The organism is Actinopolymorpha sp. NPDC004070, assembly GCF_040610475.1.
Taxonomy (GTDB): Bacteria; Actinomycetota; Actinomycetes; order Propionibacteriales; family Actinopolymorphaceae; genus Actinopolymorpha.
Window position 1 is genome coordinate 117684 of record NZ_JBEXMJ010000011.1, and the last position, 22066, is coordinate 139749.

At 68.7% G+C, this 22066-nt stretch carries 30 protein-coding genes; 18 read left to right on the plus strand and 12 right to left on the minus strand.

Features of this window, described 5'->3' with window-relative positions; translation table 11 throughout:
* The first annotated feature begins 5 nt into the window (after nucleotides 1-5).
* A complete protein-coding gene (locus ABZV93_RS20645; protein WP_354938862.1) occupies nucleotides 6-479 on the plus strand; it encodes an NUDIX hydrolase in 474 nt (157 codons plus the stop codon).
* 73 nt (nucleotides 480-552) lie between these two features.
* Here ABZV93_RS20645 and ABZV93_RS20650 read toward each other — a convergent pair whose 3' ends face one another.
* A complete protein-coding gene (locus tag ABZV93_RS20650) occupies nucleotides 553-1356 on the minus strand; it encodes a nucleotidyltransferase domain-containing protein (RefSeq protein WP_354938535.1) in 804 nt (267 codons plus the stop codon).
* Between the two features lie 97 nt (nucleotides 1357-1453).
* Between ABZV93_RS20650 and ABZV93_RS20655 the strand changes: the two genes are divergently transcribed.
* From ABZV93_RS20655 to ABZV93_RS20665, 3 genes are all read left to right on the plus strand, one after another.
* Nucleotides 1454-1948 carry a GNAT family N-acetyltransferase gene (locus ABZV93_RS20655; protein WP_354938538.1) on the plus strand — a complete coding sequence of 165 codons (495 nt, stop codon included), beginning with the start codon at nucleotides 1454-1456 and terminating at the stop codon, nucleotides 1946-1948.
* Nucleotides 1949-2171: 223 nt separating this feature from the next.
* A complete protein-coding gene (locus ABZV93_RS20660; protein ID WP_354938864.1) occupies nucleotides 2172-2975 on the plus strand; it encodes an ArsR family transcriptional regulator in 804 nt (267 codons plus the stop codon).
* A 7-nt stretch (nucleotides 2976-2982) separates the two neighbouring features.
* Entirely contained in the window at nucleotides 2983-3372 is a 390-nt protein-coding gene (locus tag ABZV93_RS20665) for a VOC family protein (RefSeq protein ID WP_354938541.1), read from the plus strand.
* 10 nt (nucleotides 3373-3382) lie between these two features.
* Here ABZV93_RS20665 and ABZV93_RS20670 read toward each other — a convergent pair whose 3' ends face one another.
* Nucleotides 3383-4162: an HAD family hydrolase gene (locus ABZV93_RS20670; RefSeq protein WP_354938544.1), complete on the minus strand. Its 780-nt coding sequence runs from the start codon at nucleotides 4160-4162 to the stop codon at nucleotides 3383-3385.
* 98 nt (nucleotides 4163-4260) lie between these two features.
* The gene (locus tag ABZV93_RS20675; RefSeq protein WP_354938547.1) at nucleotides 4261-4386 is read right to left on the minus strand and encodes a hypothetical protein; all 126 of its coding nucleotides are present in this window, start codon (nucleotides 4384-4386) and stop codon (nucleotides 4261-4263) included.
* A 399-nt stretch (nucleotides 4387-4785) separates the two neighbouring features.
* Here ABZV93_RS20675 and ABZV93_RS20680 point away from each other — a divergent pair, with 399 nt between their 5' ends.
* Entirely contained in the window at nucleotides 4786-5232 is a 447-nt protein-coding gene (locus ABZV93_RS20680) for a PPOX class F420-dependent oxidoreductase (RefSeq protein WP_354938550.1), read from the plus strand.
* Between the two features lie 14 nt (nucleotides 5233-5246).
* Here the strand turns inward: ABZV93_RS20680 and ABZV93_RS20685 are convergent, their stop codons facing one another.
* Nucleotides 5247-5606, minus strand: coding sequence for a VOC family protein (locus tag ABZV93_RS20685; RefSeq protein WP_354938553.1), 360 nt, complete (start codon nucleotides 5604-5606; stop codon nucleotides 5247-5249).
* A 128-nt stretch (nucleotides 5607-5734) separates the two neighbouring features.
* Complete coding sequence (locus ABZV93_RS20690; RefSeq protein ID WP_354938556.1) at nucleotides 5735-6139, minus strand: GNAT family N-acetyltransferase; 405 nt, start codon at nucleotides 6137-6139, stop codon at nucleotides 5735-5737.
* 157 nt (nucleotides 6140-6296) lie between these two features.
* Between ABZV93_RS20690 and ABZV93_RS20695 the strand changes: the two genes are divergently transcribed.
* Together ABZV93_RS20695 and ABZV93_RS20700 are read left to right on the plus strand one after the other, a co-directional pair.
* Nucleotides 6297-7370 carry a phosphotransferase gene (locus tag ABZV93_RS20695; protein ID WP_354938559.1) on the plus strand — a complete coding sequence of 358 codons (1074 nt, stop codon included), beginning with the start codon at nucleotides 6297-6299 and terminating at the stop codon, nucleotides 7368-7370.
* Nucleotides 7371-7388: 18 nt separating this feature from the next.
* Complete coding sequence (locus ABZV93_RS20700) at nucleotides 7389-7577, plus strand: DUF2750 domain-containing protein (protein ID WP_354938562.1); 189 nt, start codon at nucleotides 7389-7391, stop codon at nucleotides 7575-7577.
* A 74-nt stretch (nucleotides 7578-7651) separates the two neighbouring features.
* Here ABZV93_RS20700 and ABZV93_RS20705 read toward each other — a convergent pair whose 3' ends face one another.
* Both ABZV93_RS20705 and ABZV93_RS20710 read right to left on the minus strand, forming a co-directional pair.
* Complete coding sequence (locus ABZV93_RS20705; RefSeq protein WP_354938565.1) at nucleotides 7652-8284, minus strand: class I SAM-dependent methyltransferase; 633 nt, start codon at nucleotides 8282-8284, stop codon at nucleotides 7652-7654.
* Complete coding sequence (locus ABZV93_RS20710) at nucleotides 8281-9120, minus strand: alpha/beta hydrolase (RefSeq protein ID WP_354938568.1); 840 nt, start codon at nucleotides 9118-9120, stop codon at nucleotides 8281-8283. Before ABZV93_RS20710 ends, ABZV93_RS20705 begins: the two co-directional genes overlap by 4 nt.
* A 133-nt stretch (nucleotides 9121-9253) precedes the next feature.
* On the opposite strand from ABZV93_RS20710, the gene ABZV93_RS20715 reads away from it, so the two are divergent.
* On the plus strand, nucleotides 9254-10120 hold the full coding sequence (locus ABZV93_RS20715) for an endonuclease/exonuclease/phosphatase family protein (protein WP_354938571.1): 867 nt from the start codon (nucleotides 9254-9256) through the stop codon (nucleotides 10118-10120).
* Between the two features lie 23 nt (nucleotides 10121-10143).
* Here the strand turns inward: ABZV93_RS20715 and ABZV93_RS20720 are convergent, their stop codons facing one another.
* Nucleotides 10144-10977: a DUF899 family protein gene (locus ABZV93_RS20720; protein WP_354938574.1), complete on the minus strand. Its 834-nt coding sequence runs from the start codon at nucleotides 10975-10977 to the stop codon at nucleotides 10144-10146.
* A 152-nt stretch (nucleotides 10978-11129) separates the two neighbouring features.
* Here ABZV93_RS20720 and ABZV93_RS20725 point away from each other — a divergent pair, with 152 nt between their 5' ends.
* Nucleotides 11130-11462, plus strand: a complete 333-nt coding sequence (locus ABZV93_RS20725; protein ID WP_354938577.1) for a YciI family protein — start codon at nucleotides 11130-11132, stop codon at nucleotides 11460-11462.
* Nucleotides 11459-12706 (plus strand): sigma-70 family RNA polymerase sigma factor, encoded by a 1248-nt coding sequence (locus ABZV93_RS20730; protein WP_354938580.1) that lies wholly within the window; start codon nucleotides 11459-11461, stop codon nucleotides 12704-12706. The genes ABZV93_RS20725 and ABZV93_RS20730 overlap by 4 nt, the downstream gene beginning before the upstream one ends.
* A gap of 14 nt (nucleotides 12707-12720) precedes the next feature.
* On the opposite strand, the gene ABZV93_RS20735 is transcribed toward ABZV93_RS20730, so the two are convergent.
* Nucleotides 12721-13236, minus strand: coding sequence for a putative immunity protein (locus ABZV93_RS20735; RefSeq protein WP_354938583.1), 516 nt, complete (start codon nucleotides 13234-13236; stop codon nucleotides 12721-12723).
* A gap of 181 nt (nucleotides 13237-13417) precedes the next feature.
* Between ABZV93_RS20735 and ABZV93_RS20740 the strand changes: the two genes are divergently transcribed.
* The 7 genes from ABZV93_RS20740 to ABZV93_RS20770 all read left to right on the plus strand — a co-directional run bounded on the left by ABZV93_RS20740 (nucleotide 13418) and on the right by ABZV93_RS20770 (nucleotide 19638).
* Nucleotides 13418-14293, plus strand: a complete 876-nt coding sequence (locus tag ABZV93_RS20740) for an MEDS domain-containing protein (protein ID WP_354938585.1) — start codon at nucleotides 13418-13420, stop codon at nucleotides 14291-14293.
* On the plus strand, nucleotides 14290-15255 hold the full coding sequence (locus tag ABZV93_RS20745; RefSeq protein ID WP_354938588.1) for a sensor histidine kinase: 966 nt from the start codon (nucleotides 14290-14292) through the stop codon (nucleotides 15253-15255). Before ABZV93_RS20740 ends, ABZV93_RS20745 begins: the two co-directional genes overlap by 4 nt.
* Nucleotides 15256-15320: 65 nt before the next feature.
* Nucleotides 15321-16676, plus strand: a complete 1356-nt coding sequence (locus tag ABZV93_RS20750; RefSeq protein WP_354938591.1) for a serine hydrolase — start codon at nucleotides 15321-15323, stop codon at nucleotides 16674-16676.
* Between the two features lie 35 nt (nucleotides 16677-16711).
* Nucleotides 16712-17161 carry a VOC family protein gene (locus ABZV93_RS20755; protein ID WP_354938594.1) on the plus strand — a complete coding sequence of 150 codons (450 nt, stop codon included), beginning with the start codon at nucleotides 16712-16714 and terminating at the stop codon, nucleotides 17159-17161.
* A 27-nt stretch (nucleotides 17162-17188) separates the two neighbouring features.
* Complete coding sequence (locus tag ABZV93_RS20760; RefSeq protein WP_354938866.1) at nucleotides 17189-18121, plus strand: aminoglycoside phosphotransferase family protein; 933 nt, start codon at nucleotides 17189-17191, stop codon at nucleotides 18119-18121.
* A 24-nt stretch (nucleotides 18122-18145) separates the two neighbouring features.
* Entirely contained in the window at nucleotides 18146-19273 is a 1128-nt protein-coding gene (locus ABZV93_RS20765) for a nucleotide disphospho-sugar-binding domain-containing protein (protein ID WP_354938597.1), read from the plus strand.
* 20 nt (nucleotides 19274-19293) lie between these two features.
* Nucleotides 19294-19638 carry a DUF664 domain-containing protein gene (locus tag ABZV93_RS20770; protein WP_354938868.1) on the plus strand — a complete coding sequence of 115 codons (345 nt, stop codon included), beginning with the start codon at nucleotides 19294-19296 and terminating at the stop codon, nucleotides 19636-19638.
* A gap of 17 nt (nucleotides 19639-19655) precedes the next feature.
* On the opposite strand, the gene ABZV93_RS20775 is transcribed toward ABZV93_RS20770, so the two are convergent.
* From ABZV93_RS20775 to ABZV93_RS20785, 3 genes are read right to left on the minus strand one after another with little or no spacing between them, the layout of a single operon-like run.
* Complete coding sequence (locus tag ABZV93_RS20775) at nucleotides 19656-20234, minus strand: dihydrofolate reductase family protein (protein ID WP_354938600.1); 579 nt, start codon at nucleotides 20232-20234, stop codon at nucleotides 19656-19658.
* 60 nt (nucleotides 20235-20294) lie between these two features.
* Entirely contained in the window at nucleotides 20295-20639 is a 345-nt protein-coding gene (locus ABZV93_RS20780; RefSeq protein ID WP_354938603.1) for a DUF6578 domain-containing protein, read from the minus strand.
* Nucleotides 20591-21196, minus strand: a complete 606-nt coding sequence (locus tag ABZV93_RS20785) for a hypothetical protein (RefSeq protein WP_354938606.1) — start codon at nucleotides 21194-21196, stop codon at nucleotides 20591-20593. The genes ABZV93_RS20780 and ABZV93_RS20785 overlap by 49 nt, the downstream gene beginning before the upstream one ends.
* Before the next feature lie 165 nt (nucleotides 21197-21361).
* On the opposite strand from ABZV93_RS20785, the gene ABZV93_RS20790 reads away from it, so the two are divergent.
* On the plus strand, nucleotides 21362-21898 hold the full coding sequence (locus ABZV93_RS20790; protein ID WP_354938609.1) for an alpha/beta hydrolase: 537 nt from the start codon (nucleotides 21362-21364) through the stop codon (nucleotides 21896-21898).
* The last annotated feature ends 168 nt before the right edge of the window (nucleotides 21899-22066 follow it).

Genomic DNA, 22066 nt, shown 5'->3' on the forward strand with positions numbered 1-22066 from the left:
ACGACATGCCTGCGCTACCGGTGAGGAACGCCGACGGGTCTGCTCTGGTGAGTTTCGAACGGTGCGACGAGGATGGCCTCGCCGGCCTGGATCCGTCCGTACCGTTGACTGCCTCGCTGGTCGTGCTCTGGCATGGCGAGACCTGCCTCATGGTCTTCAACCGGTTCCGGCAGTTGTGGGAGTTGCCTGGCGGCATGATCGATCCGGGTGAGACTCCTCGCGAGGCCGCCGTACGCGAGCTCGACGAGGAGAGCGGCCAACGGCCGGGCAAGCTCGACCTCGCGGGCGTGGCTCGGGTGACCTGTGCGCCCGACGACCGGCCGGAGTTCCTGGCCATCTACCGGGGTCGGGTCGACACACCGCTTCCGTTCGTACCGAACGCGGAGATGTCCGACGCGACGTGGTGGCTCCCGGACGAGGACCTCCCCGAGCTGACACCCATCGACGCCGCCCTCGCCCGGTTGTGTCCCGCGGGGTAGGCCGGGCCGGCTGAACCGGAGTCAGACGAACGAGGTCGTGCGAACGAGGTCAGGTGAATGACGTCGAACGGCGTCAGGTTTCGTTCGCGGCGACGACGGTGGCGAGGAAGTCCCGAGTGTCGCGGAGCCGGTGCCGAAGGTCCCCGTACGTCGGCGGCCCGTCGTCGTTGGACCTGATGCGCAGCGCCTCGGTGAGGATCGGCACCCATCGCGGCCCGAACGCCCCGGTCCGCACCGCCCACCGGCCGGCACCACCCTTGGAGTGCAGCCGTCCGGTGACCAGCAGGGCGTGCAGGCGGACGGAGCCGAGCACGCACCACTCCACGAACCACGGATCGACCGCGCGGTCCGGCTCCTTCTCTGCAAGCTCGTCCAGCTTGTCCACCCATCTCTTCCAGTACGTCCGCAGGTTGTTGCGGGTGTTGGCGAGTAGCGCGCCCTCGTCCGTCCACACGCCGAGCTCCGCGATCGCCGGGCCGCGGACCGCCACGCCGTGCTCGGCCAACTCGTGCCACGTCACCAGGGACACCATGATCCGTCCACTGGGCTCGAATCTGGTCTCGTGGCAGCCCGGGATGTCCGGGCAACGGTCCGGATCGGCGGCGAGGTCGGCGGGCAGCAGGTACGCCCCGTCGAAGTACGGGCGCGGGTGGAGCCGGTCCAGCTCCTCGTGGACGGCGGCGAGCGCGCCGATCTCGGCCTCGTCGGGGCGGTGCGAGGTCAGCGCCACGAAGTCGATGTCGCTGTGACCCGGGCTGAAGTCCCCCAGCGCCGTGGATCCGTGCAGGTAGAGCCCCTGTACGAGATCGGGCACGGCCGCGTCGACGAGTCGGAGGTAGGTGTCCGTGACCTCGCGCACCTGCTCAGGCAACGACATGCCACCCCACCTTATTGGTGTTGATCGTCGGGGGGTCACCTGGTAACGATTGCCGAAGGCCGTCAAGGCGTTCCTGACAGAGGAGGCAGGCTGCCACATGCGCGGAGAGTACGAGGTCCGGCCGCCGACTCCCGCCGACGCCGACGCCCTCGGTGTGGTGCACACCCGGGTGTGGCGCGAGGCGTACCAGGGCCTGATGCCCCAGAAGTACCTCGACTCGTTGGACTCCCGCCGGTCGGCCGAGCGGTGGCGAGCCACGCTGAGTGGCGAGAACGACGACCAACTCGTACGACTGGTCGGGCTTCGCGGACCGGAGATCGTCGGGTTCGTCGTCGTCGGCCCGGCGCGAGACGACGACCCGCCGACACCACGGGAACTCCAGGTCATCAACGTACTGACCGCCCATCACGGCACCGGCCTCGCCGACCAACTGCTGGCCGAGGCTCTCGGTGACTCGCCGGCCTACCTGTGGGTCCTCGAGGGCAACGAGCGCGCCATCGCGTTCTACCGCCGGCACGGCTTCGCGACGGACGGTGCCACGACAAGACACGAGCCCACCGGGAAGACCCTGCTCCGGATGGTCCGGCGCTGAACGGGACGGTTCACTACGCGAGGGCTTTCTAGCCGACCGGCCGCGGAGACCCATTGCGCCGGTCCAGGGCGGAGTCCGCTCGCTCTGAGCCGCCACGCCCTCAGCGTCTTCGCCCGCACCATATACATCGAACTGATTTGATGTATATGGTGAGGGCGTGGTTGCCGAGTCGACTTGTAGGGACGTCTCCCCGCCCGCCTTTCTCCAGTTGGCGGGGAATCCCGTGCGCTGGCGGCTCCTCACGGAGCTTGCCCGTAGTGACCTACGGGTCGGGGAGCTCGTCGCCGCGATCGATCAACCGCAGAACACGGTTTCGTACCATCTGGGACGACTGCGTGCCGCCGGGCTCGTCTCGATGCGGCGCAGCTCCGCCGACCAGCGCGACAGCTACTACCACGCGGACCTCGCCCGATGCGGCGAACTGCTCGCCTCGACGGGGGCAGCGATCCACCCCGGGCTGAGCACCGCGGTCCAGCCAGCAGCCCGGCACGGCGTCCAGCCGGACTTGACAGTGCGCCCGCGCCGGCGCGGGGACCGAGAACGTCGCACGGTGCGGGTGCTGTTTCTCTGCACGGGGAACAGCGCGCGTTCCCAGATGGCCGAGGCGCTGTTCGCGCAGGCTGCCGGCGAGTACGCCGAGGTCGCCAGTGCGGGCAGCCGCCCCAAGGACCTCCACCCGCATGCCGTACGTGCCATGCGGGCGTACGGCATCGATCTCACCGTCCGGCGGAGCAAGCACCTCGACGAGTTCGCCGGGCAACGATTCCACTGCGTGGTCACTCTGTGCGACAGGCTTCGCGAGATCTGCCCGGAGTTTCCCGGGAGCCCCGAGACCGCGCACTGGAGCATCGCCGACCCCGCCGCCGAGGGCGGCTATCCAGCCTTCCGGCGCGTCGCGGCCGATCTCCACACCCGGGTTGCGTTCCTCACCAGCTACCTGGCCATACCTACGGGACCAACGCCGTCAACGGCACCCGCGGGACCTACGAAACCAACGACACCCACGACACCCACGACGAGGGAGTGAGCCCGTCATGACCGAGACCGTAGACAACGTCGTCAGCGTCCGCTACATCGTCGACGACGTACAGGCCGCCATCGACTTCTACACCACCCACCTCGGGTTCACCGTGCGAACAGCCCATGTGCCGGCGTTCGCCGATGTGACCCGCGGCCCACTGCGACTGCTGCTGTCCGGGGAGCAGAGCTCCGGCGCTCGCGCGACTCCGCCGGACGCCAAGGAACCGGGCCGCAACAGGATCCACCTCGTCGTCGAGGATCTCGACGACGAGATCGAGCGGCTGCGCGCGGCCGGGCTGTCCTTCCGCAGCGACCTGGTGACCGGCCCGGGTGGCCGGCAGATCCTCCTGGCCGACCCGTCCGGCAACCTCGTCGAACTGTTCGCCCCCGCCGGGCGCGGCTGACCGGCCGGGCTCAGCCGCGTTCGGCAGCCGGGAGTCGCAGCAGGGCAGGGAGTTCGGCCAGCGAGGTGATCACCTGGATGCCGGGCTCGCGCGCCAGGCCGGCGGCTGCCCCCGTACGGTCCAGCCAGTACGCCTGCAGGCCGGCATCGCGCGCGCCCACGGCGTCCACGGCGTACTTGTCGCCGACGTAGGCGACCTCGTGAGGTGGCAGCCCGAGCCGTTCGCAACCGGCCAGGAAGATGCTCGGGTGCGGCTTCGCCGGCCCGTGCGACTCCGAGCAGACGATCGCGTCACCGAAGTACGGCAGCAGGCCGATCCGCTCCAGCTTGTGCAGCTGATGATCGTGTGAGGAGTTCGAGATGACGCCGAGGCGGTAGTCGGTCGCGAGGAGTTCCAGCAACGGCGCCGCGTCCGGGAAGGCCGCCCAGCTCGCGTTCCGATGGGATACGTAACCGGCGAACCACGCGGCCGCCTCCGCGTCGGAGATCCCGCGGTCGGGAAGGTGCCCGAGGTGGGCGAGGAAGCGCCTGGTCCGGGACAGTTGCTGCTCGGTGAAGGTCTGCTCGCCCGCGAGGAAGCGTGCGTGCTCCTCGTCCACGAATCGCCGCCAGACGGCGACGAGTTCGCCGGGTTCGAACTGGTCGAGGAGCCCCAGGGCGGCCAGGTGCCCGAGCAGGCCGGACGTCTCCGAGGACGTGTAGTCGAAGAGGGTGTCGTCGATATCGAACAGGACACCCCGGACGGGCGTCGGTCCGGACTGCATGGGCGACGTCGGCTGGTCGCTTGTCATCGCGGCGGGGCGCCCCTCAGGTGTGGCCGACGTCGCGAAGCGTCGGCCGGCGACAGTTCAGCAGTTCAGCTTTGCCTCGGCGCCGATGACGCCTCGGTTCAGCCCCATCCTGACATGTCGGCGTGGTCCGGAGGCGGGGAGTTCTCCCCACCCTTGCTCGTGCCCAGCGTCCGTGACCTCTGCGCGTCCTGCAGCGCCTCCTCTCCCCGGAACCGAGAGGTCATTCCGAAGAGCGCAAGCGCCGTGATGACGACGAATACGATCCACCATCCCATGAACGGAGTGTGCGAACCGATGCGCGCACCGGCAACGGCCGTGTCCGATCGGTGACCCGATCGTGTCCGGCCCTACGCTTCGGTCAGCCCGCCGCGAGCTGATCTCGCGCCGTGGCCAACCCTCGAGCGGACCGTCTACGATCTTGTCAGGTAAGTAACAGACCCTCGGCATCCCTACGGCCGACCCGCCGTGCGCTCAGCGGCCAAGCGGGCGCGACGCTCATCCGGATGCGGGCTACCCATCCGGTGCCTGCCGCGCTGGTCGTTGGTTCCGCGACTCCGGAACTCCCCGTGGCGGCAAGGATTCTGCACCTTATCGACTTGTGGTGAGTAGGTACGGTGATGTCCATGGCAGAGGGAACACCATCCGCGACCGAGGTTCCCGAGGAGTTGCGGGAGCTGATCGCCTCCGGGCCGATGGCTCACCTGAGCACCATCAATCCCGACGGCACCCCGCAGGTTTCAGTCATCTGGATCGGGCTGGACGGCGATGAGATCGTCAGTGGTCACATGAGCCGGTACGCCAAGCTGCGCAACGTCGAACGCGACCCGCGCGTCGTGTTGTCGTTCGACGCACCGAGGAAGCCCGGCGTCTTCCTCAACCCGTACGCCGTGTTGCGTGCCCGGGCCACCGTCGAGCCGAGTGAGGAGGCGTGGGACCTGCTGAACCGTCTGGCCAAGGTCTACATGGCTCCCGACGCGGAGTTCCCGGCGCCCAGGGGACCCGGCTACATCCTGCGGTACGCCGTCGACCGTATCGGCGGCGTCGGCCCCTGGGTTCCCAGTTCACACTGACGCGGTGTACGCCCTCACTGGTCGGTGTGGCTGTTGACGTTGATCACGTTGCCGTCGGGCGCGCGGACGAAGAACCTGCGGATGCCCCAGGGCTCGGTGGTGAGCGGGTAGACGATCTCGTAGCCGCGCCGTTGCGCGTCCTCGTACGCCGCCTCGATGTCCTCGCCGACCGCGGCCGAGATCACCGAGTCGACCGGGGCGGTGGCGTCACGGGTGACGAGCTGAACGACGGCCTGGCCGTCCGGGGACTGGAAGTTGGCGACCCAGCCCATGTTGAACGCCTCGACGCTCAGCCCGAGGTAGTCGGTGTAGAAGTCGCGAGCTTTGCCGATGTCCGGGACGGACAGGTTGGCCCTGATGCCGGTGACCTGCATGAGAGGCTCCTCTTACTCAGCAGCGGTACGCCAGAGCCATTCTGTGCCGTTCCGACCCGTCGATCCAGCACAGCGCGCGACCCACGGAAAGCGGGTCGCGGCTGACGTCCGTCTGTGCGCGGCTCCACTCACGGGGCTGGATACCGCTTGGCGTCAGGAACCCAGGCCAACCACGGACCTGTGGTTCGCTTGAATCCCGCCGAGGCATAGAAGTCGATCACGTCCTCGTCGAGAGCGGACACGAAGACGACTTCGGCTCCGGACGCCGCCAGCCACGTCAGACTGCGGTCGAGCAGCGAGCGGCCCGTCCCCTGCCCGCGAAATTCTGGGTCGACGACGAGTTCCTCGACCGACCCGTACGCCTCGACTCCGTAGTCGACGAGCGTGGCGACCACCAGGCCGACAACCTGCTCGCCGTCCGTGGCGACGAACGTCTGCGCCTCCTGGCGTACGCGAGGGAGCGTCGTGCCCTCGGCGTCTGCTCCGTGCAGGTGCCGCAGGAGCCGAGTGATGCCGCTCCGATCCGCCGACACCGCCTGGCGAACCGGCCTTGGGTGGTTGTGCCGACCAGCCCTCATTGACCAGTCCTACATCGCCAGGCGCAGGGCACGCTCCCCGATATCCACTCGCCAGCTGGTGAGCATCCCCCGTAGCCTCGGCGCGACCGGCTGACCAGAAGGGCGGGATCACGTGGAGGGCGCTGTCGAGGTCGAGAGGGTACGCGGGGAACGCGCGACGCCGACCCGTGAGCTACTGAGGGCCGTTTGGGGGACGTACGCACTGGATGGCGAGCCCCGGCTCGGCGACGCCTCCGGCACGTCCGGCATCCGCGACCTGGGTGGCAGCTCCAGCCTCAACCTGCTCGCCAGGCGTGCCGGACGTCCGGTGGTCGTTCGCGTCTACCTGCCCTGGGTCGACTCGACCAGGCTGTCCGACCTGCAGCGAATCCGCGGTCTGTTGCGCGACGCGGGCGTTCCCACCCCACGCGTCGTTCCCACCGCGGACGGGCGGCAGATGATGCCGTACGACGGACGCCTGGTGGAGCTGGAGGAGTACGTCGAACACGACGCCGAGATGGACACCTGGGCCCGCCTGAACGCCGGGATGCCGACGCTCGGCCGGGTCCACTCTGTCCTGGATGGCGTCGACGCCGCAGACGTGACGCGATACCCCGGGTTCGCCAACGCGGTCGAAGCCGCCGACGCCCGAGCAGTGACGAGTCGCGGGGTCACGCGAATCCGATCGTGGGGCGACAACAGTGCCGACTGGGCGCGCATGTGCGACGAGGCCGAGGAAATCGCCGAGATCGTCGCAACCGCCGAAACCGCTTCTCCGCCGACACGTCGCCAACTGGTGCACGGTGACTTCTGGGACAACAACGTGCTGTTCTGCGCTGGCCAGGTGGCCGCGGTCATCGACCTCGACTTTCTCGGCCACCGGCCGCGGGTCGACGATCTGGCACTGACGCTCTTCTTCGCGGACCAGACGCTCCTGCCGGCACTGGATGAACGCATCCCTCTGCTACGCAGGCTGGTCGACTGGTACGACAGTGGGCTCGACCAGCCGCTGGCGCCGGAGGAGCGAGCCGCCATCCCGGCTGCGCTCGCACGCCAGCAGTTGTGGGGATTCGGGCATGTCGTCTGGCTCGACGAGAAGCCGGCGAGAAATCTCGTGGACGTCATGGTCGGGGAAGTTCGGCGAACCGTTGCGATCGCACGCGACCTACCCGCCTGGCGCGCCGCCTTCGCCGAGGTGGGAGCCTGATGCGTCGGCAGGAGAGCCATGCGGTTCTGGTCGACCGAGACCAGGGTGAGGCGCATCATCGCGGCAGTTGAGCCGTACGCGGGCTTCGTACCCCAGGCGATCCCGCTGACTTCCTGGCAGGAACGCTGGCTGCCAGGCCTTCGGCGCGACGACCTGCTTGCCGGTCTGAACTGGACCGGCGCCCGGGCAACCGGGTTCGACGTATGACCGGGCCAGTCAGGGTGCCGTGGACATCCTCCGCGAACGCATCGACGGCGCCACGGGCGAGTAGTGCTCGCCGGTCAGTCGGAGATTCGGCGACAGTGAACGGAGAGCCAGTCTCTGTGGGAGCGCGTTCGGCGTGCGGCACGGACCTCGAAGCCGGCAGAACTCAGCAGCGCGGTGAGTTCCTCCTCGCGGTGGTAGGTGAACCAGCGCCGTTGCGTGGCGCCGTAGCTCGACGCGATCTCCCACCCCTCGCCGTCGCCTTCGGCCACCGACAGGTAGAGGTGCCCGCTTTCGTGGACCACACGTCCGAGCTCACCGATGACAGTCGGTACCGCCTCACGCGGGATGTGCAGCAGCGCTGCCTGGCACCAAACAGCGTCAACCGATCCGGTACGAACGGGCAGCTGACGCATGTCGGCCTGCGCTACGCCGGACTGCCCTCCGGCTCGTAGCTGCCCGATGGACAGGTCGAAGCCCACCACCCGAAGCCCGCGCTCGCCAAGGAGCCTCATCTCCCGTCCGGGCCCACAGCCGACGTCGGCGACGAGAGCACCGGGCGGCAGGCATGCAGCCAGCGACGCGATGGTCTCCAGCAGTCGCGGGTAGCCCGACGAGTTCTGCCGTGCGTACTCCCCGGCGATCACGTCATAGGTCTGCCGCGTCTCGCCAAGAGGCTCGCGCATGCCGTCGGATCCGGCGTTGCTCACCAGAACGAGGGGGTGGCCGGAGGTACGTCGTCCAGGAACTCGGTGACCATCGGCTCGAGGACCTGCACGAATCCGGAGATCGAGACGTGCGAGGTCGCGGGGAGAACGACGAGCCTGGCTTGAGGAACCTCGGAGAGCATCCCTCTCGCGGCCGCTTCCTCGTCGCCTCCACCGCGCAGCTTGAACATCTCCACGGCGTGCTCGGGTCGCACCCCGTCCGCATCACCGATGATGACCATCGTCGGAGCCTGGATCGACCGCAGTTGCTCGTCGCTGATCTGCTGGTCCTCGAAGTTCAGCACCCGCATCTTCTCGATCCACGCATCGAACGCCCCGGGATCGTCCGTGTGGTTGCGAAACGCTTCACCGACCGGTGTGTCCTTGAAGACGGCACCGGAGAGACCTTCGAGCGCCTGCAAGACCGAGGGATACCAGCCGTCCTGCCGGTAGGTCGCGGACAACGTGACGAGCTTGCCGACGCGTTGCGGGTGCCGCAGCGCCAACTGCAACGCGACTCCCCCGCCTTGTGAGTAGCCCATCACGTCGGCGCGCTCGATCTCCAACGCCTGCAACAGGGCTGCCGCGTCGTCGCCGAACTGTTCGTACGACATCGCGCGCGGGGTGTCCGCCGTACGGCCGTGTCCCTGCTGGTCGAAGACGATGACCGGGCGTCTGGCGGCGAAGGCCGCGACCCACGGCTGCATCGTTTCGGTGGCCATGAAGGCGCCGGGAATCAACAGCAACGGCGCCTTGTCAGATGCGCCCAGCTCACCATGCACCTCGTAGTACAGCTGAAGGCCGTTGATCGGAAGATGCCCACCGCGCGAAGGCTTCATGCCGGAAGAATAACGAGCCGTTTCCATCGGCTGTATTCGCACACGACGAGGCACTGTCGGTAGCAGCGGATCCGAACGCCCACTAGTCCGACGGCCTGCGTTCGCTGCCCACCCGGACCCCTGGGAGATCCCGTTGAGCTGGTTCGTACGCCTGTCTCGTCGGCTCGCGGCGCTGTCGACGCCGGAGAAGCCCTACTACGCGGCTTCCTCCGACGACGCCGGCATCGTGTCCGGGTTCGCGATCGTCGAACAGGCTGATCTCCCGTACGCCAAGAAGGCCGTCCTCAACGTCCACGGCCGGGAGGTGGCAACGTACGCCGCGCATCTCTACTACCGCAACTACGCGACCTATCTCCCCCGCGGCTACGGCGGCGGCGTCGAGGAGCCCAGCGAGTTCGCGAAGTACGACTGGGACAAGCTGCCGGGCGGACCCGTCCTCGACGTGAACAAGATCCTGAAGGTCAACGCGGACTCCGGCCGGCCCGACGTCATCGGCACCATCGTCGCGGACGCGGCAGGAGAGCGCGCGAAGAGGCGGGCGGTGTTCCTCGGCGGCGACTTCAACGAGCCGTCGGTCCACGACTGGACCGCGGCGACCGGCTCGCTGTTCGACCACCAGGGACTCACGATCCCATGGCAGACGACCGCGCTTCTCCGAGACGCGGGCTATGTCGACGCCTACCGCAGCGAATATCCCAACCCGGTGACTCACCCCGGGTTCACCTGGCCGTCCGACAACCCCGACAAGGCGGTGTCCGACCTGACCTGGGCGCCCGAGGCCGACGAACGCGACCGGATCGACTTCGTCTTCCACCAGTCCGCACCCGGGGTGAAGCTGCTGAGCGCGGGCATCGTCGGGCCGCGTTCGACGATCGTGCGCAGTGAACGGGTCGTCGAGGACACCGGCGACAACTTCCTTCCGATCCCCGAGCACTGGCCGAGCGACCACAAGGCGGCGCTGGCGACCTACCGGCTGGCCGGGCCACCGCCCCGCCGCTGAGCGGCGATCCGGCCGGCCGCCCGTCAGTGGCAGCCCGAGCAACCGGCCGCCGCGCCGTCTCCGCTGCCAAGCTCGACGCCGAGGTCGTCGGAACGGCCGGCGTGGATGCGCGGCCACTGCGCGATCGGGCGTCCGTCGACGCGGAACGGGTCGGCACCCTTCGCCCAGCGCGCCTCCGGCCAGCCGTCCGGCGTGTCCTGCCAGCCCTCCCGCCGGCCGTGGACGGTGAGGTCCAGCAGGCCGTAGGTGTTGTCCATCGCCTCCAGCCCACGACCGGTCGTCCAGTAGGTCTCGAAGACCCGATCCCCCTGGCGCAGGTAGCAGACCATCGGCGCGGGCGAGCGAGGCCGGTCGCCGAGCAGGGCGCCGAGTGAGTCGCGGGCGGAGTACCACGGCACGTCCCAGCCCATGAAGTCGCGGTAGCGGGTGCTCGCGTCGTACGGACCCTGGCAGAGCGTGGCGTAAGTGACGTCGCGCGAGTGCAGGTACGCCAGTTCGCGGACCTGGCCGTTGAAGAACGTGCACCCCTCGCACTGCCCGGCGGCGGGCTGCCCGTCGTGCCACATGTGGAAGTACGCGATGAGCTGCTCGCGCCCCTCGAACACCTCGAGCAGGCTGACCGGGCCGTTCTCCCCGACCACCGTGATCGTGGGGTCGACCTCCACCATCGGCAGCTGCCGCCGGGCCGCCGCCAGTGCGTCCCCTTCGTGGGTGTACGCCTTCTCCCGGACCAGAAGCGCATCCCGCTCGGCCTGGAAGCTGGCCCGGTCGACGATGCGCGGCCGGGCGCTTCCGGCTCTTTCGGCGCTTACTGTGGTTCCGGCGGTTACGGTGCTTTCCCTCGGCGTGGTGGTCATGATCTCTTCTCCTCCGGACGTGGACTCACCCACCGACGAACGGGACCCGCCGCGATTCGACATGGCGCCGAAATATTTCCTGCCCCGAGTTCTAGAGTCGGGTTCGGGAGACTTCGGCGGAGCTCGGACGAGTTCGGAGGAGGTGGCCGCCGGTGAAGTACGCGTTGATGATCTGGCACGGCGAGGAGCACTCGGAGCCGCCGGAGGAGATCGGCGAATGGCCCGACCACAAGGCCTGGATGGACGATCTCGTCGCCCGTGGCGTCTTCAAGGGTGGCGCCCGGCTGCGGCCGACGGCCACCACGAAGGTGCGCGTCCGTGACGGCGAGACGTTGGTGTCCGACGGCCCGTACGCCGAGACCAAGGACCTCATCGGCGGTTTCCTCGTGATCGAGTGTGCGCACCTGGACGAGGCGATCGAGATCGCGGCAGGCCACCCGTTCGCGGCGTTCGGCACGGTCGAGGTCCGGCCGGTCTGGGAATGAGCCGGGACGCGAGCGGAGATCCGAGCGGGGAGTCCGACCAGGACGTCGAGGCTGCGGTCTCCGCCGCGTTCACCGCCGAGTGGGGCCAGGTCGTCGCCACCCTGATCCGCCTCACCGGGGACTGGGACCTCGCCGAGGACAGCGCCGCGGACGCGTTCGCCACCGCGCTCGAACGCTGGCGACGCGACGGCATCCCGCGCAACCCCGGCGCCTGGCTCACCACCACCGCACGCAACCGCGCGACCGACCAGATCCGGCGGGAGGCCACCGGCAACGTCAAGTTGCGCGAACTCGCGCTGCTGGCGCATGACGGTCAGGATGCGGGCGAGCCGGACGAGGTACGCGACGACCGCCTCCGGCTGATCTTCACCTGCTGCCATCCCGCGTTGCCGTTCGAAGCGCGGATCGCGCTCACCCTGCGGACCCTGACCGGCCTCACCGCGGCGGAGATCGCGCGCGCGTTCCTGGTGCCCGAGCCGACGATGTACCAGCGGCTGACCCGCGCCAAGAAGAAGATCCGCGAGGCCGGCATCCCGTACCGCGTCCCGCCCCCACATCTGCTGCCGGAGCGGCTCTCGTCGGTGCTCGGCGTCCTCTACCTGCTGTTCAACGAAGGGTACGCCGCGACGGCCGGCGCCGACCTGATCCGGGCGAACCTCAGTGCCGAGGCGATCCGGCTGGCCCGGTTGCTCGTACGGCTGCTGCCCGACCCGGAGGCACGAAGCCTGCTGGCGCTGATGCTGCTGCACGACGCCCGCCGTGCGACGAGAGTCGGGGCCGACGGTGAGCTGGTGACGCTGGACCGGCAGGACCGTGCGCGCTGGGACCGCCCCAAGATCGCAGAGGGCGTACGACTGTTGCCGGCCACGCCCGGGCCGTACCAGCTGCAGGCGGCGATCGCGGCCTGCCATGCCGTCGCCGAAAGCGTCGAGGTCACCGACTGGGCGCGGATCGCGGCCCTCTACGACGAACTGCTCGTCCATGCACCGTCGCCGGTCGTCCGGCTCAACCGTGCGGTCGCCGTCGCGATGGCTGACGGGCCGGCCGCAGGTCTCGCACTGGTCGACGAACTGACCGCGTCCGGGGATCTCGCCGGCTACCACCTGCTGCCCGCGACGCGCGCCGACCTGCTGCGCCGTACGGGCGAGCCCGAACGCGCCGCCGAGGCCTACCGCGAGGCACTCGCTCTCGCCGCCACCGACACCGAACGCGACTACCTGCAAGCGCGCCTTGACGAACTCTGACAACCCTGCCGGGCTCAGCAGTCGAACACCGACCAGCAGATGTCGTTGCGCAGCCGCTGGTCGTCGAGGACGAGTTCGCGGATGGCCTCCGGGAGCTGGTCGCGTTGCCACTGGCACTCGCGTCGTCCCGCGGCCTCGCCCTCAGCTTTCGGAGCAGCGGCGCGTACGGCCTTGATCGCGTAGGCGGCTGCACCGAGTTCGTGTGCTGCGACGTGGGCGACGACCCCGGCCTGACCCGCGGCGTACGCGGCATGTCGGGCCGCACCACGCAGCTCCCTGGCCGCACCCATCGCGTGGCCGCCCGCCGCACGCGCCTGCATCATCTTCACCTCACCACGCACCCAGGCGCGTGCATGCTCGATCGCCTGCCGCGGTCGTGGATCCTTCGGCCGTTCGGACTCGAACAGGCCGAGGACGTGCTCTGCACACGACGCCGCCCACAGGGCAAGGAGCTGGTGGTCGGAATCGGTGAGGGTCCCACCACGGCGGATCGTCACGAACCGCGGGTCCCGGACCTTCGGGAGGATCATGGTCGCCGCTCCTCCTGGGTGCGTTCCACCTGCGTACGTTGGCCTACGTACCCAGGCCGGCGTGTGGTCTTCTTTTTTAGCAATCCTCGCAAGCAGGGGATTTCGTGAGTGATGGTAGCCGCACGAGGCCTTCTTGCCTTCGGATGTGCGGCGTAGTGTTGGCCGTTGAGGAAAATCAGCCGTGAACGACGTCGCCCAGCAAACCGTCGGCCAGATGCGCGCCGGCGACCACCACTGTCTCAGTTTCGGCACCGACGCTGAGCAGCAAGAGGTGCTCACTTCCTACATCGACAACGGACTCGCACACCACGAGCAGGTGACGTACTTCGCCGCCGACGACCCCGTGGCGGTGCTGGACTTCCTGCGTGCCGGCGGACTCGAGCCGGACCGGTATGCGGCGATCGGGCAGCTTCGGGTCATGGCTCCGCAGGAAGCATTCCTCGCGTACCGGCCATTCGATCCCGACGCGATGCTCGGGGAGTTGAGGCGGGCAGTCGACATGGCGGTCGCCGCCGGTTACCAGGGCCTGCGGGTCACCGGAGAACCCCGGGTCCTTCGCGGTCGGCCCGGCTCGGACAAATGGCGCGAGTACGAACACAAAGTCGCAGATATCTTCAGCGACAGGCCCGTGCTGGGGTTGTGCCAGTACGACCGCCGCGTCTTCACCCCAGCCGAGATCTCCGACGTCGAGTCCCTGCACACCCACACAGTGGTCCCGGACCCTCTCTATCAGGACCCGCACCTGTCGATCTTCCCGATGTTCCAGCCTCCGGGCTTCCGCATGGTCGGCGAACTGGACATCGCACAGGTCGCGGCCTGGCTCAACTGGATCAGCCGGGCGGCCGCGGGCACCGAGGACGACCTGCGGCTGGACCTGGCCGACCTGCGCTTCATCGACGTCGCCGGCGCCCGGATGCTGGCCCTGCTGTCCGACCGGCTCGCGCAGCGCGGCAGACGTCTCGTACTCCAAGCCCTGCAACCCGCGCAGTGCATCGTGTTCCACATGGCCGGTTGGGACCGGCTCCCCAACCTCATCCTGGCGGAGGCACAGAGATGAGCGGCGGCGTGGTGGACAGCTACGCGGGACACATGCACGAGACCGGCTTCTACGCGTCCGACGAGGACTTCCGCGCGCTGATCGTGCCCTTCGTCGAGGAAGGTCTCGCCGCCGGTGAGCCGGTCGTCATCGGCTACGACGAGCGCAAGACGGACCTGCTCCGTTCGTGGCTGGACGACCCGTACGCGGTCACCTTCCAAACCGGCGGGAGCATGTACGCGACGCCCGCGCGAGCGATCGGGGCCTGGCAGAGGACGTTCGAACGCCACGTCGCGGCCGGAGCGTCGCGGGTCCGGATCGCGGGCGACGTTCCCCATGCGGGCAACGGCGGTTGCTTCGAGGGGTGGGACCGCTACGAATCCGCCCTCAACACCGTGTGGGGCAAATTCCCGGTGGACAGCCTCTGCCTGTACGACGCCACGACGGTTCCTGCGCCGGTGCGTGACGTCGTCGAACGGACGCACCCGCGCATCCTCACCACCGACGGCGTGCACACGACCAACAGCCGCTACGACAGGCGCGTCACGAACGCCCGCATTCCCGTGGCCGCTGACCCGTTGGAAGCTTCGGTGCCCAATGTCGAACTCGTCAATCCCTCCGCGGCAGAGGCCCGGCACGCTCTGGAGCAACTCGGCCGCGACCTGGTCCGCGACAGCAAACTCGACGATCTGCTGTTCGGCATCTCCGAGGCCGTCACCAACGCGCGCCTGCACGGCGTGCCGCCCACGACCGTCCGCATCTGGTCCACTGACGACCGGCTGGTGGCCGACGTACAGGACAAGGGGCGCGGACCGACCGACCCGCTCGCCGGACTCGTCCCCATGTCGAGCACCACGTTCGGTACCGGCCTCGGCCTGTGGGTCACCCACCTGCTCGACATCGACGCGGCCCTCATCTCGACGGCGGACGGCTTCTCGTTCCGGCTCCGCGCGGGCCGCGACCCCGCGCTGGTCCACCAGTAGGTCGGGGCAGCCGAATCACGTTCTCGTCCTGTCGGGGAGTCCTCGTCCTGACGTAGGGTCTCGGCATGCAAGATCAGCCGACTGTCCTCGACGACGTGGTGGAGGCGGCCCAGGAGCTCGGCGTTCCCGGCGTCGCCGTGGGTGTCGACCACGGCGGGAAGCGTGAGACCTTCACCCACGGCGTCACCAGCATCGAGCGCGGCCGGCCGGTCGACGAGGCGACGTTGTTCCAGATCGGCTCGACAGCGAAGACCTTCACCGCCACGGCGATCATGGTTCTGGTCGACCAGGGGCGGATCGAGCTCGACCAACCGGTACGCCGCTACCTCCCCGACCTGCGGTTGCGGGACGCCGGCACGACCGAGACCCTGACCGTCGGTCAGCTTCTCAACCACACGGCGGGCTGGGACGGCGGCGACGTCTGGACCGACACCGGTGAGGGCGACGACGCGCTGGAACGCTCCGCCGCACTGCTCGCCGGCCTGCCGCAGCAGTTCACCCCGGGGACGGACGCGTCCTACAACAACGCGGCCTTCGTGCTTGCCGGCCGGGTGGTGGAGAAGGTGACCGGCGAGACCTTCGAACGAGCGCTGGCTCGGCTGGTCCTCGACCCGCTCGGGATGGCCCAGACGCTGACGTCGCTGAACGAGATCATGACGCGGCCGTTCGCGACCGGCCACCGGATCGACGGCGAGTCGCTGGCGGTGTGCCGACCGTGGAGCGACCCACGCGGTTACCTCCCTGCCGGGGCCAGGCTCGCCTCCAGCCTCGGCGACCAGCTGACCTGGGCACGATTCCAGCTGAGCGACGGCCGATCCCCCGAGGGGACGCGGGTGCTGTCCGAACAACTGCTGCGGGCGATGCACACGCCGACGACGAATCACGAGCTGTGGCCGGGCGTCCAGATCGGGATCGCGTGGCTGCTGCGGGAGATCGACGGCGTACGGCTGATCGAGCACCACGGCGACGTCTCCGGCCAGCACTCCACGATCGCGGTGGTGCCCGAGCACGACTTCGCGGTCGTCGTACTCACCAACGCCACCCCGTCCGGCCGGGAGCTTGCGGAACGCATCGTGCGCGAGACCCTGGAGAGCAGGCTCGGACTGGCCGAACCTCCGCCCGAGCCGCTCTCGCTCGGTCCCGACGAGTTGGCTCCGTACGCCGGGGACTACCGCACCGAGGGCCTCGAGCTGCGGATCGTCGTCGACGGCGACGCGCTCGTCATCCACGGCACCCTGACCGACGACGGAGTCGCGGAGACGCTGGAGTTCCCGTCGAGAATGCTGCCCGGTGAACGGTTCCTGGTCGTCGGTGGCCCGTTCGCCGGCCTGCAAGGGGAGTTCGTCCGTGACGCGGGCGGGGTCGTCGCGGTCAAGCACGTCGGCCGGCTGGTTCCGCGGGCCGCGGTGTCGTCGGCCTGACCCGGCGTACCTGAAGCAAGGAGAGTCAACCCGCCATGGCGTACGACATTCACATCGTCTTCGACTGTCACGACGTCGACAGGGTGTCGCGGTTCTGGCTGGCCGCGCTCGAGGGCTACAACTATCCGGGCAGCCCGCTGGACCAGCCACCCGGCAGTCCACCGGAGGGCTTCGACAGCTGGGCGGCCTTTGCCGACGCCAACGGCATACCCGAGGACCAGCGATATGCCGTGCGCACGATCATCGACACGGTGGGCGGGAGGCCGGACATCTTCTTCATCGCCGTGCCCGAGGACAAGGCTGTCAAGAACCGCTTGCATCTGGACATCAAGGTTTCCAGGGGGTTGCCGGCCGACCAGGTACGCATGCGGCAGGACGCCGAGGCGGAGCGACTCGTCGCGGCCGGCGCGAAGGTCCTCACCCGTGTGCCCGACGGGGTCATCGTCATGCAGGACGTCGAAGGAAACGAGTTCTGCATCGCGTAGCTGACTCGTAGGGTGGCCGCTGTGCAGATGTCGCCCGCCCACCAGCGCGCCGCGAGTGTGGTCACCGACTTCTTCGGCCTATCACCGGCCACGGTCCGGACCGTGACGACGTGGAACCCGACGGTGGTCGTGAAGGCGGTGCTCGCCGACGGATCCACCGTCTTCGTCAAGGCCGCCGAGACCGAGAACGTCCACACCGAAGCAGCAGCGCTGGATCACGTACGGCCTGCTGGTGTGCCGACCGTCGAGACGCTCGGTGTCGGCATCGACGATCAGCTGCCTGGTGGGCGTTGGATGATCACGAGCGCGGCACCAGGGCGCACGCTCGAATCCGTCGGCCTGCAGACCCCCGCGACCGCACGGACCCTCGCCGACCTGGCCGAGTGCTACACCCGACTCCACCGGGTGAGGCTTCCGGGCTTCGGTCCGCTCACCGACGACGGGCGAAGCGGCACGCTCGAAAGCTGGTCGCAGTGGCAGCGGCTGGCCATCGAGCAGGCACTGGCAGCGCTGGAAGGCGCTCACGCGGTTGCGCCCGGATTCACCGATCGGGTACGCGATCTCTGTGCGTCCTTCGCGACATCCCTGGACGAGGCTCCGGGTGCGCTGCTGAACGCGGAGGTCGGGGACGGGGAGGCGTTCGTCGACCCCGCAACCGGTGCCGTCACCGCGATCGTGGACTGGGGCTCTGCCCTTGTCGGCGACCCGCTCTACGACCTCGCACGCTTCGTCGCCGGAGGTCCGGCGGACGACCCGCGGCCGGCTCTCGTCCATCCCCGGTTGCACGCCGAGTACTTCGCCCGCAACGCCTACGACCCGGGCCATGCGCGGCGGATGTTGCGCTTCTATCGGTTCCACATCTGTGTCATCGAGGCGGCGTGGGGCCAGGAGCTCGGCTGGACACCGAGTCTGGTCGCCCGGGCCGAACAACTCCTGGCGGAACTCGAACCAGATCGGTGAGGCGCCGCCGGTAGCCTGCAGGTTGTGCGCGTGCTGTTCACGTTCGTCGGCGGTCCCGGCCACCTCCTACCGCTGGTCCCGATCGCGCGGGCGGTCGCCGCCGCTGGCCACGTTGTCGCCTTCGCCGGCAGCGGCTCGATGACCCAGGCCATCGAGACCTGTGGCTTCCGGGCGTTCGCCACCGAGCCGGCCAGTACGGGCGTACGACCGCGACGCCCGTTGCCCAAGCTTGACAACGAGCGCGCCGCGTGGGAACTGACCGAGATCTTCGCCCGGTCCGAAGCACCCAGACGCGCCAAGGCGATACTCGAGCTTGCCCGTGAGTGGGAGCCGGACGTCATAGTGGGCGACGAGGTTGATTTCGGCAGCATGGTCGCGGCGGAGCGGCTGAGTATTCCTCACGCCGGCGTGCTCGTCCTCGCGGCAGGAGGCCTTCTGCGTAAGGAGATCGTCGTCGAGCCGCTGCGGGAGTTGCGGGACACTTACGGGCTTCCGTCAGACCCGGAGCTCGCCATGCTCGACAGCGATCTCGTGTTGTCTCCCGTCCCGCCCAGCTTCCGCGATCCGGACTTCCCGCTGCCGGCGACCGCTCATGCGATCCGCACCTGCGACGTGACGCCGCGACGTCCTGGCCGACCGGACGGCCCGCTGGTCTACTTCACCCTCGGCACGGAGTTCAACACCGAGTCGGGCGACCTCTTCTCCCGCGTACTCGCCGGCCTCGGTCAGTTGCCCGTCACCACTGTGGCCACCGTTGGCGTACACGTCGATCCGGCCGAACTGGGCCCACAACCGCCCAATGTCCGAGTACGCCAGTACGTCCCGCAAGGTGAGCTCCTGCCGACCTGCGATCTGGTCGTGTCACACGGAGGCTCGGGCACCGTCATCGGCGCACTCGCCCACGGTGTGCCGTGCCTGCTGATTCCGCTGGGCGCCGACCAACCGCACAACGCGGCGCGGTGCGCAGCGCTCGGGGCAGGGGAAGTGTTCGACCCGCTCTCGCTCACTCCCGAGACGATGCGGAGTGCGGCGTCGGCGATGCTGTCCGATCCGCGCTACCGCCAGGCAGCCGAAGCCGTACGCCGAGAGGTCGCCGACCTTCCCGGACCCGAGTCCGCCGTACCGCTGCTCGAACGGCTGACGAAGCGCTGACGCCCGAGCCGAACGCGCATCTGTGGGCAACAGCCGACGAGTCACGCGAGCAGATCGTCGAGCGTTACCGCCGGGCCTGGGCGCACTCCGACGCGACCGTCGCCGCTGTGTCGCTGGACACCATCGGCAGGGTGCCGTGGTGGCCGAGCGACGACAACGAGCTGACGTTGCACCATGCGCTGGTCCGCGTCATCGCCGACACTCATCGCCACGCCGGGCACGCCGACATCCTCCGGGAACTCCTCGACGGCTCCGTCGGAATGAACGAGGACAACGACAGCATGGCGCAGCGCGACCCGGCGTGGTGGGCGGCCCATCGAAGCAACCTGGAGTTGACGGCCAAGCAGGCGTCCCACCTCAGCTGAAGAGGAGCGCCACCAAGTCAGCCGTGCAGGGTGGGCCGGTAGACGAGCTCGTGCGTACGGCCGTCGAGGATCCTGCTCTCCAACAGCTCGAGGTCGAAGTCGGCCGCCCCCGCGAAAATGGGGTCCGATCCGGTCTGCCCGGTGATCACGGGGAAGAGCGTCACCTGAACCCGGTCGACCAGGCCGGCTGCCATGAGTGCCCGGTTCATCGACAGACTGCCGTGGGAACGCAGGGGCACGTCGGACTCCTCCTTGAGCCGGGCGACGACGTCGACGGCATCACCTTTCACGAGCGTCGCGTCCGGCCAGTCCAGAGGGCCGTCAAGGGTGGTCGACACCACCGTGGCCGGCAGGTTCGTCATCCGGGTCACCCACGGGTCACGGACCTCGGAGTCCTCCGTACTCGACGCCAGCAGCTGCGTGAACGTCCGGTACGTGTTGGCCCCGAAGACCATCCGCTGCTCCTCGTCGTACACCGCGAGCCGGTGCTCGAGCAGCTCGGGACCCTGCTTGCCCCAGTAACCGGACCAGTTGGCGATGGCCGTGCCGAAGCCGTCCAGGCTGGTGAAGACGTCGAACGTGTAGGTGGCGGTCATGATCTTCTCCCTGAGCGAGGTGGGTCTGCTGTGAGGAGAGACCGGACGGCACGCTGAAACTCATCGCGCCAGGACGAGTTCGGTCTGCCGGAGATCGACGAGGCAGCCGCGTAACTCGACTCCCTTCCTCGCAGGCTCCCACCCGTCGCCGGAGCGGACGTCAACCATGCTCGTCGTTCCCGGCACCGCGCCGAAGAGGCGGTCGTCACTCGGCTCCAGCCGGCAGTACACCGCCCGAACGCCCCGCACCTTTCCACGTACGGCTGGAAGGGAGTCCACGTCACCTTGGTCCCCGATCAGGGGCCCTCCGCCGGGTGGTGTGCGCCGCCCGCGGCGCTCCTTGCGCGCGGCGTGAGCTAGCTCTCGGGGTCGTACAGATGCCTGAGCGCCTCGGCAGGATGGCACATGGCTATCTCGCGGATGCCACCCGCGGTGTCGCTGAGCGGAAGCTTGTAGACGTGGTGCCGTCCGAGCGCGGACCACCTCAGGGGGATCTCCTCGATGCCGGAGGTCTGTCCTTCCTGGCAACGCGGTTTGGTGACCGTCACCCACAGTACGACCCACTCACCGGGCTTGATCGTGACGGGGAAGGGCCGCACGTCGCTCGCGTAGCCGCCCATCAACTCACCGTTGCCCGACGGGGGCACCCAGCCCACAGCGGTGAGGCCGTAGGCGTGGTCGGAGGCCAGGCCGTCGACACGTACGGTGAACCTGCCGTAGTTCTCCAGGTCGTAGGCGAGCCTGCCGTGCCGGCCAACGGCTGCGTCCACGATGTAGCGGGTGGGTGTCACCCCGTCGGTCAACGCCTTGACCGAGCGGGTCTCCGGGGCCATGAAGCTTCCCGTGGACAGCGGCGCGTAGCGGGAGGAGTACACGACCCACCCCGCGACGACGGCGGCCACGACCAGGACGGCGCACCCCACGACCCAGGTCGCGCGCTTGCGAGGTCCACTCCGGCGCACTGCCCCAAGCTCTGACGTCACAGCTGCTCCCCGGACAGGCCCTCGTATGGTGCTCAGAACATAGCTGCCGTGGCAGGCCTTCGGGCGACAGTTCGATCAAGGGCCACACGAACCCCTACCATGCGCCGGCTAGTACGGCCTCGTCCCGGACGGAAGGAACCTCTCGTGAACCGGAAAGCCATCCTCTTCCACGGGACCGGCGCGAACCCCGAGGTCGTGTGGCTCCCGTGGCTACGCGACCGGCTGGGGGGCCGCGGCTACGCCGTCGAGAGCCCGCACTACCCCGACCTCAACGTCGAGCCCGTCGACAGCTTTCTGCCGAGGGTGCTGGCCAACCACACCTTCGACGAAGGCACCGTGCTCGTCGGCCATTCTGGCGGCGCCGCGCTGCTCCTGGCGATCCTGCAACACATCGACGTCCCGGTGGCCCAGGCCGTCCTCGTCGCCGGATACTCCACGCAGCCGAACACCAGCGACGAACCCGTCCTGCAGGCCGCGTACGACTGGACCGCCATCAAGGCCCACGTCCGCGACCTGTACTTCGTCAACTCCCGCAACGATCCGTACGGCTGCGACGAGCGGCAGGGACGGGCCATGTTCGATCGACTCGGCGGCACCCAGATCATCCGCGACGACGGACACTTCGGCGACTATGACCAGCCGTACCCCACATTCGAACTCCTGGACAAGCTGATCGACTGAGCCAACGAGGCCTTCATGATCGTCTGGCATTGCTTGACGGCTCTGCGCGGCCAGATCGCGGTCACTTTCGTGCTCACTCGGGAGCGTCAGGCGGGAGAACGTCGAAGCCGCCGTGGCGCCACAGCCACACGTGGGCGTACCGGTCGAGCCATGGTGTCCAGAACCAGA

What these genes read in the sequence shown, in the direction of transcription:
- ABZV93_RS20645 (WP_354938862.1), top strand. Translation starts at nt 6, where the DNA reads ATGCCTGCGCTACCGGTGAGGAACGCCGACGGGTCTGCTCTGGTGAGT.
- ABZV93_RS20650 (WP_354938535.1), bottom strand. Translation starts at nt 1,356, where the DNA reads ATGTCGTTGCCTGAGCAGGTGCGCGAGGTCACGGACACCTACCTCCGA.
- ABZV93_RS20655 (WP_354938538.1), top strand. Translation starts at nt 1,454, where the DNA reads ATGCGCGGAGAGTACGAGGTCCGGCCGCCGACTCCCGCCGACGCCGAC.
- ABZV93_RS20665 (WP_354938541.1), top strand. Translation starts at nt 2,983, where the DNA reads ATGACCGAGACCGTAGACAACGTCGTCAGCGTCCGCTACATCGTCGAC.
- ABZV93_RS20670 (WP_354938544.1), bottom strand. Translation starts at nt 4,162, where the DNA reads ATGACAAGCGACCAGCCGACGTCGCCCATGCAGTCCGGACCGACGCCC.
- ABZV93_RS20675 (WP_354938547.1), bottom strand. Translation starts at nt 4,386, where the DNA reads ATGACCTCTCGGTTCCGGGGAGAGGAGGCGCTGCAGGACGCGCAGAGG.
- ABZV93_RS20680 (WP_354938550.1), top strand. Translation starts at nt 4,786, where the DNA reads ATGGCAGAGGGAACACCATCCGCGACCGAGGTTCCCGAGGAGTTGCGG.
- ABZV93_RS20685 (WP_354938553.1), bottom strand. Translation starts at nt 5,606, where the DNA reads ATGCAGGTCACCGGCATCAGGGCCAACCTGTCCGTCCCGGACATCGGC.
- ABZV93_RS20700 (WP_354938562.1), top strand. Translation starts at nt 7,389, where the DNA reads ATGCGGTTCTGGTCGACCGAGACCAGGGTGAGGCGCATCATCGCGGCA.
- ABZV93_RS20710 (WP_354938568.1), bottom strand. Translation starts at nt 9,120, where the DNA reads ATGAAGCCTTCGCGCGGTGGGCATCTTCCGATCAACGGCCTTCAGCTG.
- ABZV93_RS20720 (WP_354938574.1), bottom strand. Translation starts at nt 10,977, where the DNA reads ATGACCACCACGCCGAGGGAAAGCACCGTAACCGCCGGAACCACAGTA.
- ABZV93_RS20730 (WP_354938580.1), top strand. Translation starts at nt 11,459, where the DNA reads ATGAGCCGGGACGCGAGCGGAGATCCGAGCGGGGAGTCCGACCAGGAC.
- ABZV93_RS20735 (WP_354938583.1), bottom strand. Translation starts at nt 13,236, where the DNA reads ATGATCCTCCCGAAGGTCCGGGACCCGCGGTTCGTGACGATCCGCCGT.
- ABZV93_RS20745 (WP_354938588.1), top strand. Translation starts at nt 14,290, where the DNA reads ATGAGCGGCGGCGTGGTGGACAGCTACGCGGGACACATGCACGAGACC.
- ABZV93_RS20750 (WP_354938591.1), top strand. Translation starts at nt 15,321, where the DNA reads ATGCAAGATCAGCCGACTGTCCTCGACGACGTGGTGGAGGCGGCCCAG.
- ABZV93_RS20755 (WP_354938594.1), top strand. Translation starts at nt 16,712, where the DNA reads ATGGCGTACGACATTCACATCGTCTTCGACTGTCACGACGTCGACAGG.
- ABZV93_RS20760 (WP_354938866.1), top strand. Translation starts at nt 17,189, where the DNA reads ATGTCGCCCGCCCACCAGCGCGCCGCGAGTGTGGTCACCGACTTCTTC.
- ABZV93_RS20775 (WP_354938600.1), bottom strand. Translation starts at nt 20,234, where the DNA reads ATGACCGCCACCTACACGTTCGACGTCTTCACCAGCCTGGACGGCTTC.